Below are 13781 nucleotides of genomic sequence, written 5' to 3' on the forward strand. Positions count from 1 at the left end.
GGACATGGACAGCCGAATGTCTGCCACCTATCGCGATGCTTTGCGTGCAGCGCTGCTTTACCTTCTGGTTTCTGTAAGTTGGCTGCTGTTCAGCGGCTATTTATTGAACAGTTTCTTCGATAGCTCCGCTGAGCTAATGCGATGGCAACTGATCAACGGTTATGCCTGGGTGGTGTTCAGTGCCGGTTTGATTTTTCTCGCCCGGGCGCGATTGTTCCGTTGCCTGGGGATCGGCGCAAAATTGCGTGAGCGCACTGAAGAGCGCGAGCGTTTGCGTCAGGCGGCCGCGGTGTTCGATTGCACGCGTGAAGGGGTGCTGGTCACCGACAACAAAGGGTTGATCGTCCATGTAAACCGGGCCTTCATGGCAATTACCGGCTATCAGAGCGAGGAGGTGCTCGGCCAGCGCCCCAGTCTGTTCAAGTCCGGCCATCACCCGCCGGCGTTCTACCAGGCGATGTTCGCGGCACTCAACAGCACCGGCGAGTGGAGCGGTGAAATCTGGAACCGCCGCAAAAGCGGTGAGATCTACCCACAATGGCAGACCATCCGCGTCATTGACGACGAGAGGGGGCGGCGCAGCCATTACGTGGCAGTGTTTTCCGACATTAGCGCAATCAAGAACTCCGAACATGAGCTGACGCACCTGGCTCACTACGATCCGCTGACCGATCTGCCCAACCGCTTGTTGTTCACCGACCGCACCGAGCAGGCCCTGGCTTCGGCGCAGATCCACAAGCGCGGCTGCGCGTTACTGATGATCGATCTTGATCACTTCAAGATGATCAACGACAGCCTCGGGCATAGCATTGGGGACCAGTTGCTCAAGGGCGTTGCCGAGCGTTTGAAAGCGATGGTCGGCCCGGGAATCACGCTGGCGCGCCTTGGCGGTGACGAGTTCGCCGTGCTGGCTGAAAGCTGTCCGCAAATGGTGCACGCGGCGGCGCTGGCTCAGCGGATCATCGATGGCCTCAAAGAGCCGTTCCAGATCGACGGGCATCAGTTGTTCGTCAATATCAGCGTCGGCATCAGCCTGTTCCCCGGCGACGCCTTGAGCGCCGAGCAGTTGTTGCGCAACTCCGACTCGGCGCTGTTCAAGGCCAAGGGGGCCGGCCGCAACGGCTATGCCCTCTATACCGAAGAATTGACCGCCCATGCCCAGCAACGGGTCGAGACTGCATTCGAATTGCGCCGTGCGCTGGAGCAGCAGGAGTTGCGGGTTTATTACCAGCCGGTTCACGACCTCAAGACCAGTCGCCTGATCGGCGTCGAGGCATTGGTGCGCTGGGAGCATCCGCAGCGAGGGTTGGTGTCGCCGGCAGAATTCATTCCCATTGCCGAGCGCACCGGTCTGATCGCCGAAATTGATGCCTGGGTGATGCGCCAGGCGTGTGTGCAGATGTGCCAGTGGCAGCAGGCTGGGGTGGTGTTGTCGTTTGTCGCGGTGAATGTTTCTTCTCGACTGTTCGCCCGCCGTGAGCTGTTTGGGCAGGTGGCGAAGGTGCTGCACGAAACCGGGCTGGATCCTGCCTGTCTGGAGCTGGAAGTCACCGAGAGCGCAGTGATGGATGACCCGGAAGTCGCGCTGGAGCAGATGCACCGATTGCGCGAGTTGGGCGTGCGGCTGGCCATCGATGACTTCGGTACAGGCTATTCGTCGTTGCTGCGCCTCAAGCGAATGCCGGTACAGAAACTCAAGATCGATCAGGGCTTCGTTGCCGGGTTGCCGTGGGATGAGGATGACGCGGCGATTGTGCGGGTGATCATTGCGCTGGCCCAGAGCATGGGAATGCAGGTTCATGCCGAGGGGATCGAGCAGGTCGAGCAGGCGGGTTTCCTGCTCGAACACGGCTGCGATCTGGGACAGGGCTACTGGTTTGGGCGGCCGGTGCCGGCCGGGCAGCTGGATTGGGACCGGACTCCACAGATTCTCCAGCACTGATCAGTCTTTTGGTTATATTAAAATTCTTAAATAGTCTTTTTAAGAATATCCGCGCTTATCTACTATTGGTCTCACGCCGCAAGCAGTCTCGCCACTGCCAGGCAACCTCTAGTTGAAGGAGCAGCACCATGAGCGCATCCCTACGTAGCGTTGACGGCCAGGACGAAGCAACCATTTTGCGTGAGATCCAGAGCGCCTTGCGCGATCTGCGTTTTGGCGCAGTGGAAATCACCGTGCACAACGCCCAGGTGGTCCAGATCGAACGCAAAGAGAAATTCCGGTTGCAGAACCCAAGCAACAAACCGAGTTAAAAACCGGCAACCCGATACCAGCACACCATAAGAAAAAGCCAACACAATCAGAATTCCAGGAGCTTTCACCATGTCGTCGATTCGTCATTTCGCTTTGGCCGCCCTGGCCAGTGCCCTTTTTGCTGGTTCCGCGGTTGCCAAGGATTACGAACTGCTCAACGTGTCGTACGACCCGACTCGCGAGCTGTATCAGGACTACAACGCTGAATTCGTCAAGTTCTGGCAGAAAGACCACGCCGGCGACAGCGTGAAAATCCAGCAGTCCCACGGTGGTTCGGGTAAGCAGGGGCGGGCAGTGATCGACGGTCTGCGTGCCGACGTGGTGACCCTGGCCCTGGCCGGTGACATCGACGAAATCGCCAAACTCGGCAAGACCCTGCCGGCGGATTGGCAGAAGCGTCTGCCGGATGCGAGCACGCCTTACACTTCGACCATCGTGTTCCTGGTGCGCAAGGGCAACCCTAAAGGCATCAAGGACTGGGGCGACCTGACCAAGAACGGCGTGGAAGTCATCACCCCGAACCCGAAAACCTCTGGCGGTGCACGCTGGAACTTCCTCGCGGCGTGGGCCTATGGCCTGAAAGCCAATGGCGGTAACGAAGCGAAAGCCAAGGAATACGTGCAAACCCTGTTCAAACACGTTCCTGTGCTGGACACCGGTGCTCGTGGTTCGACCATCACCTTCGTCAACAACGGTCAGGGCGACGTGTTGCTGGCCTGGGAAAACGAAGCCTTCCTGGCCCTGAAAGAAGACGGTGGCGCTGACAAGTTCGACATTGTCGTGCCTTCGCTGTCGATCCTCGCCGAACCGCCGGTAGCCGTGGTCGACAAGAACGCCGAGAAAAAGGGCAACACCGAGATCGCCGACGCGTACCTCAAGCACCTGTACAGCCCGGCCGGCCAGGAAATCGCGGCAAAAAACTTCTATCGTCCACGTGACAAGGATGTTGCCGCCAAGTACGCCAAACAGTTCCCGACACTGGACCTGGTGACCATCGACAAGGACTTCGGCGGCTGGAAAACCGCTCAACCGAAATTCTTCAACGACGGTGGCGTGTTCGACCAGATTTATCAGGCGCAATAATCTGAAATAAGCCATAAACGAGCCCCGGATTTACGTTCGGGGCTTTGCGCGTTCTCAACCAAGGACTTTTATGTCGCGTCGTATCTCCCCCGTCATACCCGGCTTCGGGCTGACGCTGGGCTACACCTTGGTGTACCTCAGCCTGATTGTGCTCATTCCACTGGCGGCGATGTTCGTGCATGCCGCTCAACTCACCTGGGACCAGTTCTGGGCGATTATCTCGGCGCCACGGGTGCTGGCGGCGTTGAAGCTCAGCTTCGGCACCGCGCTCTATGCCGCGATCATCAACGGCATCATCGGCACGCTGCTGGCCTGGGTGCTGGTGCGCTATACCTTCCCGGGACGCAAAGTCATCGATGCGATGATCGACTTGCCCTTCGCGTTGCCCACTGCGGTGGCCGGTATCGCACTGACTGCGTTGTACACCCCCACCGGTTTGGTGGGTCAGTTTGCAGCGGACCTGGGTTTCAAGATCGCGTATACCCCTCTCGGCATCACCCTTGCCCTCACTTTTGTGACACTTCCATTCGTAGTACGTACCGTACAGCCAGTATTGGCTGATATCCCGCGTGAAGTGGAAGAAGCGGCGGCGTGCCTGGGTGCGAAACCGCTACAGGTTTTCCGCTACATTCTGGTGCCTGCGTTGTTGCCGGCGTGGCTGACCGGTTTCGCGTTGGCCTTTGCCCGCGGGGTCGGCGAGTACGGTTCGGTGATTTTCATAGCCGGCAACATGCCGATGAAAACCGAGATCCTGCCGCTGCTGATCATGGTCAAACTCGACCAATACGATTACACCGGCGCCACGTCCATTGGTGTACTGATGCTGGTGGTTTCCTTCGTCCTGTTGCTGCTGATCAACTTGCTGCAGCGGCGCATCGAAACCCCATAAGGAGGCGCGAAAATGTCCCAATCGTCTATTAGCGCCGCTTCCTCGGCCAACGCCGCCCGTCGTGGCAGTGCCACTTCGCGACGAATCCTGATCAGCCTTGGCTGGTTGGTTTTTGCGCTGTTTCTGTTGCTGCCACTGTTCATCGTAGTGTCCCAGGGGCTGAAAAATGGCCTCGGCGCGTTCTTCACCGCGATCTTCGAACCCGACGCTTTGTCGGCCCTGAAACTCACGGTGATCGCCGTGCTGATTTCGGTGCCGCTGAACCTGGTGTTCGGCGTCAGCGCCGCGTGGTGCGTGAGTAAATACTCGTTCCGCGGCAAGAGCATGCTGGTGACCCTGATCGACTTGCCGTTCTCGGTTTCGCCGGTAATCGCCGGTCTGGTCTACGTGCTGATGTTCGGCGCCCAGGGTCTGTTCGGGCCGTGGTTGCAGGACCACGACATCCAGATCGTCTTCGCCTTGCCGGGCATCGTGCTGGCGACGATTTTCGTCACCGTGCCGTTCGTGGCGCGCGAGCTGATCCCGTTGATGCAGGAACAAGGCACACAGGAAGAAGAGGCCGCGCGTCTGCTCGGGGCCAATGGCTGGCAGATGTTCTGGCACGTCACCGTTCCCAACATCAAATGGGGCCTGATCTACGGCGTGGTGCTGTGTACGGCGCGGGCCATGGGTGAGTTCGGTGCGGTGTCGGTGGTTTCCGGGCACATTCGCGGGGTGACCAACACTCTGCCGCTGCACGTCGAGATCCTCTACAACGAATACAACCACGTGGCCGCGTTCGCCGTGGCGAGCCTGTTGCTGATCCTGGCGCTCTTCATCCTGCTGCTCAAGCAGTGGAGCGAAAACCGTATTAACCGCCTGCGCGCCAGCGCCGCGGAGGAATAAGTCATGTCGATCGAAGTGCGTAACGTCAGCAAGAATTTTCACGCGTTCAAGGCGCTGGACAACATCAGCCTGGACATTCAAAGCGGCGAACTCGTGGCGCTGCTCGGCCCGTCTGGCTGCGGCAAGACCACCCTGCTGCGGATCATTGCCGGTCTGGAAACCCCGGATAAGGGCAACATCGTGTTCCACGGTGAAGACGTCTCCGGTCACGATGTGCGTGATCGCAACGTCGGTTTCGTGTTCCAGCACTACGCGCTGTTCCGGCACATGACCGTGTTCGACAACGTCGCATTCGGCCTGCGCATGAAGCCGAAAAACCAGCGCCCGAGCGAAAGCCAGATCGCGGTGAAAGTCCACGAGTTGCTGAACATGGTGCAACTGGATTGGCTGTCGGATCGCTACCCGGAACAACTCTCCGGCGGTCAGCGTCAACGTATTGCCTTGGCTCGTGCCTTGGCGGTTGAACCGAAAGTCCTGCTGCTCGACGAACCCTTCGGCGCCCTCGACGCCAAGGTCCGTAAAGAACTGCGTCGCTGGTTGGCGCGGCTGCACGAAGACATCAACCTGACCTCGGTGTTCGTGACTCACGACCAGGAAGAAGCGATGGAAGTCGCCGACCGCATCGTGGTGATGAACAAGGGCGTGATCGAGCAGATCGGCTCACCGGGCGACGTCTACGAAAACCCGGCCAGCGATTTCGTTTATCACTTCCTGGGCGATTCGAACCGGTTGCATCTGGGTGAAGACAACCATGTGCTGTTCCGTCCTCACGAAGTATCGCTGTCGCGCCATGAACTGGAAGATCACCACGCGGCCGAGGTGCGGGATATTCGTCCGCTGGGCGCGACGACACGGGTGACGCTGAAGGTCGAAGGCCAGAGCGAATTGATCGAAGCTGAAGTGGTGAAAGATCACGACAGCCTGATCGGGTTGGCGAAGGGCGAGACGCTGTTCTTCAAGCCGAAGGTCTGGCAGAAAGTCGCGAACCTCTAAAGCAAAAAGCATCGCCAGCAGGCTGGCTCCCACAGTGATTTGTGTCGTTCACAATTCCCCTGTGGGAGCCAGCCTGCTGGCGATTGCGGTCTAAACCGCCGCGCGATTCGGATTGACCCGTACACCACCCACCCGCGCCTCGATCTGCTCTTTCAGGTCATGCCGCAACCCCAGCAAAAACGCCAACTCAACCACCACAAACAACGGCCCGACAATCAACCCCGTCACATCATCGACAAACGCCGGTTTGCGTCCTTCGTAGTGATGACCGACAAACTGAATCGCCCAACCCACCACAAACATCCCGATGCCGCTCGCCAGCCAGACCAGCGTGCTTTGCTGCGCGAGCACATGACCCAGCCAGATGCAAAGGCCCAGCAACACGGTCATCAGCACGCCCAGCCGTAACTCCAATCGCAGATAAAACCACGCCGAAGCCAGCGCCAAAAGCACGGCCGGTGACACCAAAACCCCGGCCAGCGACCACTCAGGCCGTGACAGCAACACCGCAACCGCGACAACGATCAGCGGAATACCGATAAAGTGGCTGGCAATATTGCGCGGGTCACGGTGGTAGGCGGCGTATTGACTGAGATGGTCGACGAGGCTTTTCATTGTTGTTCCTCCTGTTGGGTGATGGATCATGCCCCGGGTCCACATTTCGCTCTGTCAGGCAGGCGACAATCTCCAGGAGTTTTCATGGACATGCAGGTTTGGCGTTCGCGGCTGGATAAAGGGCAGTGGTTCAGCCATTTACCTGTTCCTTTACAGGATAGTCTGCTGGCCGCCGCCAAAGTGCGGCGCTTGTCGCCGGGCCAGCGGCTGTTCAAGCGCGGCGATCCACCGTGCGGGCTGTACGCGGTGCTCGAAGGTTCGGTGCGCATCGGCGCGGTGAGCGAGCAGGGCAAGGAGGCGCTGTTGAGCCTGGTCGAGCCGCCGCACTGGTTCGGCGAAATCTGCCTGTTCGATGGCCAGCCGCGCACTCATGATGCGTTCGGTCTTGGTCATTGCACCCTGTTGCACATCCCGCAAACCGCGCTGCTGACATTGCTTGATGAACAACCGGCGTACTGGCGGCAACTGGCATTGCTGATGAGCCAGAAATTGCGCCTAACCTTCATCAATCTCGAACAACTGAGCCTCATGCCAACCGCCGCTCGACTGGCTCATCGTCTGCTGATGATCGCCGAGGGTTACGGCGAAATCGATCCACCGCGCCGGGTACTGCAACTGCCCCAGGAACAATTGGCGTCGATGCTGTCGCTGTCACGCCAGACCACCAACCAGATTCTCAAGGACTTGCAGGGGCAGGGAATTGTGAATCTCAAGTACGGCGAGATCGAGATTCTGGATGCGCAACGATTGCGGATGTTGGCGATTATCTAAAACCCGGCGTTAGTGGTGGGCTTTGGACGCGAAGGCGCCTAGCCTGTGATGACGACAATCGAGGTGTGCCATGCGTGTGCTGTTAGTGGAAGACGAACCTGAAACCGCCAAGCTCCTGGCTAAAGGTCTGAACGAGGCAAGTTACTCAGTCGATGTGGCGGTCAACGGTATGGACGGCCGTCGTTTCATCGAGTCTGGCGAATACGAGCTGATCATCCTCGACGTGATGCTGCCCGGGCTCAATGGCTGGCAGTTGCTGCAGCAGATCCGCAAGCTCGGCGATACGCCGGTGCTGTTCCTGACCACCAAGGACGGCATCGAGGATCGCCTGCGCGATCTGGAGTTGCATGAAGATGATTACCTGCTCAAGCCGTTTGCCGTGAGTGAACTGGTGAAGCGAGTGCGCAAATTGTTGCGGCGGGATCGGGGGCGCTGAGACCGGGTCCGATCAATCAATGAGCTAGACTTCGACCTGGTTATGCATTAAATACAATGCAAATAGATTGTTTCAATAAATATGCACTGTATATGATGCAGGTGGGCGGGATGGAAAACCTCGGCGAACTGATCAGGTTGCTGCGCAAAGAGCGAAAGATGTCTCAACAAGACCTGGCAAAGCAGTACGGCATGAGCCGTTCCACGATTTCGGGTATCGAGAACAACACCATTTCCGAAATTGGCCTGCGCAAGGTTGAAGCGATCCTCAATGGCTTCGGGTACGAACTGACGGCCGTGCCGCGGCGGTCGACGCGTCCAACACTGGACACCCTCAAAAAGGTGAACTTCCATGGGTGAGCAGCAGGAAAAGGACCGGCTGCACATCAGTGTTTCCGGCACAACGGTCGGAACCCTCGGCCGTGCTCAGTCTCGCATTGATTCAGTGTTTACCTACGCCGAAGAAGCGCTGGAAGAAAATGCCGTCTCATTGACCATGCCCGCTCGCCTCGAGAGCTACACGTGGGAGCGAGGTGTCCCGCCGGTTTTTGAAATGAATCTACCGGAAGGCGCTCTGCGCGATGAATTGACTCGTCGTTTCAGCAAAGCGATTCGAGGGTTTGACGACTTCGCGATGCTGGCGATCGTCGGCCCGCACCAGCTTGGGCGAGTGGGGATTAAAAACGCGCAAGAGGCAAGTGACCGGCTACCTGAAACCAGTCTCGCGGATCTGCTGGTTCATGACGGTGCGCAAGGTTTGTTCGAAGATCTGCTGCACACCTATGGCCAATATTCGGGCGTTTCCGGTGTGCAGCCGAAGGTGCTTATCCGTGACAGTGCGACAACTGTCGACCGATTGACCCATCGCGGGGCAACGCATCTGGTCAAATCGTTTCGGCCAGAGGAATACCCTGAACTCGCTGCCAACGAATACTTCTGCATGAGGGCTGCGCTGCATTCGGGTCTTGAAGTGCCGGTTTTCGAACTGAGCGATCACGGTAAATTTCTGGTCGTCGAACGTTTCGATCTGAATGAAAGAGGTTATCTGGGCTTTGAGGATTTCTGCGTGCTCAATGCCTGGCCTTCGAAGGCCAAATACGATGGTTCGTACGAAGGTGCCGCAAGGCAGATCAAGGAGTTTGTCTCCCCGCCGTTGCTCAACGACGCCCTTGAGTCTTTTTTCAAAATAGTGGCGTTGTCATCCGCTCTGAAGAATGGCGATGCTCACCTCAAGAATTTCGGTGTGCTGTACGAACATTGCGGGGCTGATGCGCAAATCAGACTGGCTCCGGCCTATGACATCGTCACGACTTCGGTCTACATCAAGGCAGACAGTATGGCGTTGCTGTTAGGCGGATCAAAGGCGTGGCCCAAATACAAAATGCTGATGCGTTTTGGTCGGTCGGCTTGCAACCTGACCGAGGGACGGTGCAATGAACTGCTGCAGCAAGTCGCTCATGGAATGGATGTCGCGAAGGCGGAAATGGTTGATTACATCAGGGAAAATGGCGACTTTGCCATGGTTGGCGAAGCGATGATCGAGCAGTGGGAATCAGGTGTAGTACGCAGCTTGGTCAAAAGCTGATTACCGCAACCCATCTCGAAATTGCCCTGGTGTCAACCCCGTCCAGCGTTTGAACGCGCGGCTGAAGCTGCTCGTGTCCGCAAATCCCAGCAGGTAGCTGATCTCGCTCAACGAGCATTGCGGATCGCGTAAATGCAGCAGCGCCAGGTTCTCGCGACTCTCGTTGAGCAGCGTATCGAACCGGCAACCCTCGTCCGCCAGATGCCGTTGCAGGCTGCGCAAACTCAGGTGCAGGGCCTGGGCGATGTGTTCGGCGCTGGGCTCGCCTTCCGGCAATTGTTCCTCAATGGCGTCGCGAACCTTGCGTTCCCAGGTCAGGGGTTTGAGTTGGGCGAGGGTGCGTTTGAGCACGGCTTCGTTGTGCTCGGCCAGTTCCGGGTTGGCGTCGTCCAGGTGGCTGTCGAAGTCCACGACGGCGAACTCCAGTCGGTCTTCATCGGCGGCGAAGTACACCGGTGAACGGAAGACTTTGTGCCATTGATGCGGGTCCGCCGGTTCCGGGCGACGCAAGTACACCGCCAGCGGGGCGTAATCGCGGCCCAGGCGATTGCGACAGGTGCGTACGTAAATCGCCGTGAAGGCGTCGATGGCTTCGAAGGCCGGGGCCGGATTGCCTGGCGGGATCTTCAGGCGGAAGCGGTAGCGGTCCTCGGTGCGGGTCAGTTCCAGGTCCAGGGCATCGCTGACCACCTGGTGATAACGCACGATGCGCTCGAACACTTCTCGCAGACTGCCGCTGGCCACCAGCGCATAACCGAGTGCGTGAAACGTGGTGGGGCTGACGAAGCGCGATACCCGCAAACCAATCGCTGGGTCGCCGCTGACTTGCACTGCGATTTCCCACAGGCGCGTGGTGCCGGACAACGGGTAACGGGCGTTCGGGTCGTCCATCAGTTGCGGGTCGAGCCCCGCCTGTTGGCACAAGGCGGTGCTGTCGAGGCCCAGGGCATCGAGTTGCTTGCGCAGGGCGCGGGTCCAGCTGGCGAGGGAGGTCGGTTCAGTCATGCTGATTGGCGCTTCCGGTCAACAGGTTGGCGTTCACGGCTACCGCTTTGCGAGGGTTCACAAGGCAGGATGCGAACATCAATAACCAGAGGATGGAAGCATGCACGGTACTTCTGCAAGTCCCCAGCGACTGAATGCAACTCAGCGATCAGCACATATTCGCCAAGTGGTGCTGGCCAAGGGGGTCGAACTGCGTCAGCGCTACCCGATTCTCAACCATCAGGACGCCCTGGGCGCGAGCATTCTGGCCTTCGCGCTGGTCGGCATGATTGGTTCGGCGACGCTCTACATGACCGGGCACATGGCGTGGTGGGCATGCCTGTTGCTCAACGCATTTTTTGCCTCGCTGACTCACGAGCTGGAACACGACCTGATTCATAGTATGTACTTCCGCAAACAGCGCGTGCCGCACAACCTGATGATGGGACTGGTGTGGCTGGCCCGGCCGAGCACGATCAATCCGTGGATTCGCCGGCATCTGCACCTCAATCACCACAAAGTCTCCGGCACAGAATCCGACATGGAAGAGCGCGCCATCACCAACGGCGAACCCTGGGGTTTTGCGCGGCTGTTGATGGTCGGCGACAACGTGATGTCGGCGTTCATCCGTATGCTGCGGGCCAAGACCTGGGCTCACAAAATCAGCATCATCAAGCGCGCGCTGAAGGTTTACGCGCCGCTGGCGCTGGTGCATTGGGGCGCCTGGTACATGTTTCTCGGCTTCCATGCGGCCAATGGCATCGCCTATCTGATGGGAGCGTCGATTGAATGGTCGGCGACTACTTTGTCGGTGATGCAGGTCATCGACATCGCTGCCGTGGTGATCATCGGCCCGAACGTGTTGCGTACCTTTTGTCTGCATTTCGTCAGCTCGAACATGCACTACTACGGTGACGTGGAGCCGGGCAATGTGATCCAGCAGACCCAGGTGCTGAACCCTTGGTGGATGTGGCCGTTGCAGGCGTTCTGCTTCAACTTCGGCAGTACTCACGGGATTCATCATTTTGTGGTGAAGGAACCGTTTTACATCCGTCAGATGACCGTGCCGGTGGCGCATAAAGTGATGCGCGAGATGGGCGTGCGGTTCAATGATTTCGGGACGTTTGGGCGGGCGAACCGGTTTGTGCGCAAGGAAACAGCAGAGGCGCAGGGGGTGGGTGCCGCTCAGGTTTAGTGGATGTACTCGGGAACTCAAAACGTTGGTCATCAATTTGACCCAAAGGGGCGCTAAGTTGTGACGCAAGGAGTGATTGGCATATGCGATTTAGGCCTATTAAAGTAATTAAATATTCCTTTATTAGATAACCGTTTCAGCCAATCATCGCATCCAGTGATGTTGATCGCGTTAACAGAATTTGAGTTTCCGGGGCCGTCTCCTTGGCAGGGTGCGGCCCCTTTTTTTGTCTGTCACAAGCTGCTGTATATTCTTTATAGGTCTTAATAAATAGCTTCTTATTCCTTAACGAATATAACTCTCCTCCCTATACTTGCTCGGGAACAGACACGCAGCAGGAGAGCTCCCCCATGCGCAACGAATCAATTCGCTACCTGATTGTGCCGGGCTGGCAAGGATCGCCAGAAGATCATTGGCAAAGCCATTGGCAGAACAGCCTGCCGAACAGCGCGCGGGTGGAGCAGGCCGACTGGCTGACGCCGCGTCGTGAAGACTGGGTCGCGGCACTGGCTGAGGCGATTGCCGCCGACAGCACGCCGGTGATCCTGATCGCCCATAGCCTGGGTTGCATCACTGTCGCGCATTGGGCTGCCACCGCGCCCGTGCAGTTTTTGCGTCAGGTTCGCGGCGCCTTGCTGGTCGCTCCTGCGGACGTCGAGCGTCCGGCCTGCGCACCGGCTCTGCGCAATTTCGCACCGATTCCGACCAACCTGCTGCCGTTCCCGAGTCAGGTTGTCAGCTCCGACAACGACAGCGCCGTCAGCACACCGCGTGCATTGGAACTGGCACGTCACTGGGGCGCCGAGGCGGGGATTTTGTCGGGTGCCGGACACATCAACGTGAAGTCCGGTCACCAACGCTGGGAGCAGGGTTTTGCGTATCTCTATCGGCTGCAAAACCGAATGGAACACCACGCTCTGCGACGTGCTTAACCTTTTCTTTTTTGCTTTTGTTTTTTAAAACACGCCCCCCGTCTCCCGGCGGTTTAGGGCGGGAGTCTGCCATGAGTTTTGAAGCCTTCGGTCAGCCGCTGCTGACCTTCCCCGATGCAGAAAAAAGTCCCCTGAGCATTCGCGCCAAGGCGCTGGTGTTTGTCGATCCGCGTTCGCGTCAGTTGCGCCAGGAGCTGGAGCTATTGGCACCGCGCTCGATCTCGGTGTTGATCCGTGGCGAAACCGGCAGCGGCAAGGAGTTGCTCGCGCGGCACATCCATCGCGCGAGTGATCGTGGCGGGTTGTTCGTCTCGGTCAATTGCGGCGCGATCAGTCCGACCTACGCTGATGCTGAATTGTTCGGTTATGCCGCCGGCAGTTACAGCGGTTCGGCCAGCAGTCGTGCGGGTTGGTTCGGTTCTGCCAACGGCGGGACGCTCTACCTGGATGAGATCGGCGACCTGCCGCTACCGATCCAGATCAAATTGCTCGCGGCGCTGGAGAACCACGAAGTCACTCGCGTCGGCGCTCACCAACCGAGCCCTGTGGACGTGCGCCTGGTTGCCGCGACCAGCATCGACCTGGCCCAAGCGGTGGCCGCCGGAAAATTCCATGAGCGGCTTTACCACTACCTCAGCGAGGGCCAGCTTGAACTGCCGGCCTTGCGTGAACGGGTGGGCGATATTCTGTCGCTGTCCGAATATTTCCTCGGCATCTATAGCCAGCGTCTGGACCTGCCGGTGCCGCTGATCAGCGAAGCCGCGCAGCATCTGTTAGAGCAGCACAGTTGGCCGGGCAACACCCGGGAGCTGGAGAACGTCATTCACTTTGCGTTGTTGGTCAGCACCGGCGATGAGATTTTGCCGGAGCATTTGAATCTGCCCGAGGCGCCGCCGTCATTGGTGCAGATCGAGCAACAAGCTGCTCAGCTGATTAAAACCGGCACGGCTGCCGAGCGATCTGCACTCAAGCATTTGCTCGAAAGCCTGACGCAGACGCTGTAGCGATCTGTATGAACAAAATGGAATATGAAAGTGAATAAAAGATATTGTTCGGGAATAAAAAATCCCGGTATTGTCCGCGTCACGCCAGCGATAGCACTTCACTGGCACTCGTACTAAACAAGCCGTCGTCGATGACGACCGTGATTTTCGATAAGG

Annotated in this window: 15 protein-coding genes; 13 read left to right on the top strand and 2 right to left on the bottom strand. The window is 58.3% G+C overall.

What is annotated here, in order from left to right; translation table 11 throughout:
- Positions 1-16 precede the first annotated feature (16 nt).
- The 6 genes from dibA to AC3IUE_RS01000 all read left to right on the top strand — a co-directional run bounded on the left by dibA (position 17) and on the right by AC3IUE_RS01000 (position 6104).
- Positions 17-1942, top strand: a complete 1926-nt coding sequence (gene dibA / locus AC3IUE_RS00975; RefSeq protein ID WP_489265038.1) for a phosphodiesterase DibA — start codon at positions 17-19, stop codon at positions 1940-1942.
- 128 nt (positions 1943-2070) lie between these two features.
- A complete protein-coding gene (oscA, locus tag AC3IUE_RS00980) occupies positions 2071-2253 on the top strand; it encodes a sulfur starvation response protein OscA (protein WP_007945260.1) in 183 nt (60 codons plus the stop codon).
- Between the two features lie 70 nt (positions 2254-2323).
- Complete coding sequence (locus AC3IUE_RS00985) at positions 2324-3337, top strand: sulfate ABC transporter substrate-binding protein (protein ID WP_056745672.1); 1014 nt, start codon at positions 2324-2326, stop codon at positions 3335-3337.
- A 70-nt stretch (positions 3338-3407) separates the two neighbouring features.
- A complete protein-coding gene (gene cysT / locus AC3IUE_RS00990; protein WP_046047286.1) occupies positions 3408-4226 on the top strand; it encodes a sulfate ABC transporter permease subunit CysT in 819 nt (272 codons plus the stop codon).
- Between the two features lie 12 nt (positions 4227-4238).
- Positions 4239-5111, top strand: a complete 873-nt coding sequence (gene cysW, locus AC3IUE_RS00995; protein ID WP_046047287.1) for a sulfate ABC transporter permease subunit CysW — start codon at positions 4239-4241, stop codon at positions 5109-5111.
- Positions 5112-5114: 3 nt separating this feature from the next.
- Positions 5115-6104 (top strand): sulfate/molybdate ABC transporter ATP-binding protein, encoded by a 990-nt coding sequence (locus tag AC3IUE_RS01000; protein ID WP_489265042.1) that lies wholly within the window; start codon positions 5115-5117, stop codon positions 6102-6104.
- 90 nt (positions 6105-6194) lie between these two features.
- Here the strand turns inward: AC3IUE_RS01000 and AC3IUE_RS01005 are convergent, their stop codons facing one another.
- A complete protein-coding gene (locus AC3IUE_RS01005) occupies positions 6195-6719 on the bottom strand; it encodes an Mpo1 family 2-hydroxy fatty acid dioxygenase (RefSeq protein ID WP_489265044.1) in 525 nt (174 codons plus the stop codon).
- Positions 6720-6803: 84 nt separating this feature from the next.
- Here AC3IUE_RS01005 and AC3IUE_RS01010 point away from each other — a divergent pair, with 84 nt between their 5' ends.
- The 4 genes from AC3IUE_RS01010 (at position 6804) to AC3IUE_RS01025 (ending at position 9510) form a co-directional block, all read left to right on the top strand.
- Complete coding sequence (locus tag AC3IUE_RS01010) at positions 6804-7490, top strand: Crp/Fnr family transcriptional regulator (RefSeq protein ID WP_489265046.1); 687 nt, start codon at positions 6804-6806, stop codon at positions 7488-7490.
- Positions 7491-7560: 70 nt separating this feature from the next.
- On the top strand, positions 7561-7926 hold the full coding sequence (locus tag AC3IUE_RS01015; RefSeq protein WP_008148221.1) for a response regulator: 366 nt from the start codon (positions 7561-7563) through the stop codon (positions 7924-7926).
- Positions 7927-8036: 110 nt separating this feature from the next.
- Positions 8037-8285 (top strand): helix-turn-helix domain-containing protein, encoded by a 249-nt coding sequence (locus tag AC3IUE_RS01020; protein WP_056745799.1) that lies wholly within the window; start codon positions 8037-8039, stop codon positions 8283-8285.
- A complete protein-coding gene (locus AC3IUE_RS01025; protein ID WP_489265049.1) occupies positions 8278-9510 on the top strand; it encodes a type II toxin-antitoxin system HipA family toxin in 1233 nt (410 codons plus the stop codon). The genes AC3IUE_RS01020 and AC3IUE_RS01025 overlap by 8 nt, the downstream gene beginning before the upstream one ends.
- On the opposite strand, the gene AC3IUE_RS01030 is transcribed toward AC3IUE_RS01025, so the two are convergent.
- On the bottom strand, positions 9511-10515 hold the full coding sequence (locus AC3IUE_RS01030; RefSeq protein WP_489265051.1) for an AraC family transcriptional regulator: 1005 nt from the start codon (positions 10513-10515) through the stop codon (positions 9511-9513).
- A 100-nt stretch (positions 10516-10615) separates the two neighbouring features.
- Here AC3IUE_RS01030 and AC3IUE_RS01035 point away from each other — a divergent pair, with 100 nt between their 5' ends.
- The 3 genes from AC3IUE_RS01035 to AC3IUE_RS01045 all read left to right on the top strand — a co-directional run bounded on the left by AC3IUE_RS01035 (position 10616) and on the right by AC3IUE_RS01045 (position 13625).
- Positions 10616-11689, top strand: a complete 1074-nt coding sequence (locus AC3IUE_RS01035) for a fatty acid desaturase (RefSeq protein WP_489265053.1) — start codon at positions 10616-10618, stop codon at positions 11687-11689.
- A 350-nt stretch (positions 11690-12039) separates the two neighbouring features.
- Positions 12040-12621, top strand: coding sequence for an alpha/beta hydrolase (locus AC3IUE_RS01040; protein ID WP_056745661.1), 582 nt, complete (start codon positions 12040-12042; stop codon positions 12619-12621).
- 71 nt (positions 12622-12692) lie between these two features.
- Entirely contained in the window at positions 12693-13625 is a 933-nt protein-coding gene (locus tag AC3IUE_RS01045) for a sigma 54-interacting transcriptional regulator (protein WP_489265056.1), read from the top strand.
- Positions 13626-13781 lie beyond the last annotated feature (156 nt).

It is taken from the genome of Pseudomonas sp. GL_093 (genome assembly GCF_057837605.1).

What these genes read in the sequence shown, in the direction of transcription:
- AC3IUE_RS01030 (WP_489265051.1), bottom strand. Translation starts at nt 10,515, where the DNA reads ATGACTGAACCGACCTCCCTCGCCAGCTGGACCCGCGCCCTGCGCAAG.
- AC3IUE_RS01005 (WP_489265044.1), bottom strand. Translation starts at nt 6,719, where the DNA reads ATGAAAAGCCTCGTCGACCATCTCAGTCAATACGCCGCCTACCACCGT.
- cysT (WP_046047286.1), top strand. Translation starts at nt 3,408, where the DNA reads ATGTCGCGTCGTATCTCCCCCGTCATACCCGGCTTCGGGCTGACGCTG.
- AC3IUE_RS01045 (WP_489265056.1), top strand. Translation starts at nt 12,693, where the DNA reads ATGAGTTTTGAAGCCTTCGGTCAGCCGCTGCTGACCTTCCCCGATGCA.
- AC3IUE_RS01025 (WP_489265049.1), top strand. Translation starts at nt 8,278, where the DNA reads ATGGGTGAGCAGCAGGAAAAGGACCGGCTGCACATCAGTGTTTCCGGC.
- cysW (WP_046047287.1), top strand. Translation starts at nt 4,239, where the DNA reads ATGTCCCAATCGTCTATTAGCGCCGCTTCCTCGGCCAACGCCGCCCGT.
- AC3IUE_RS01010 (WP_489265046.1), top strand. Translation starts at nt 6,804, where the DNA reads ATGGACATGCAGGTTTGGCGTTCGCGGCTGGATAAAGGGCAGTGGTTC.
- oscA (WP_007945260.1), top strand. Translation starts at nt 2,071, where the DNA reads ATGAGCGCATCCCTACGTAGCGTTGACGGCCAGGACGAAGCAACCATT.
- AC3IUE_RS01040 (WP_056745661.1), top strand. Translation starts at nt 12,040, where the DNA reads ATGCGCAACGAATCAATTCGCTACCTGATTGTGCCGGGCTGGCAAGGA.
- AC3IUE_RS00985 (WP_056745672.1), top strand. Translation starts at nt 2,324, where the DNA reads ATGTCGTCGATTCGTCATTTCGCTTTGGCCGCCCTGGCCAGTGCCCTT.
- dibA (WP_489265038.1), top strand. Translation starts at nt 17, where the DNA reads ATGTCTGCCACCTATCGCGATGCTTTGCGTGCAGCGCTGCTTTACCTT.
- AC3IUE_RS01035 (WP_489265053.1), top strand. Translation starts at nt 10,616, where the DNA reads ATGCACGGTACTTCTGCAAGTCCCCAGCGACTGAATGCAACTCAGCGA.
- AC3IUE_RS01020 (WP_056745799.1), top strand. Translation starts at nt 8,037, where the DNA reads ATGGAAAACCTCGGCGAACTGATCAGGTTGCTGCGCAAAGAGCGAAAG.
- AC3IUE_RS01000 (WP_489265042.1), top strand. Translation starts at nt 5,115, where the DNA reads ATGTCGATCGAAGTGCGTAACGTCAGCAAGAATTTTCACGCGTTCAAG.
- AC3IUE_RS01015 (WP_008148221.1), top strand. Translation starts at nt 7,561, where the DNA reads ATGCGTGTGCTGTTAGTGGAAGACGAACCTGAAACCGCCAAGCTCCTG.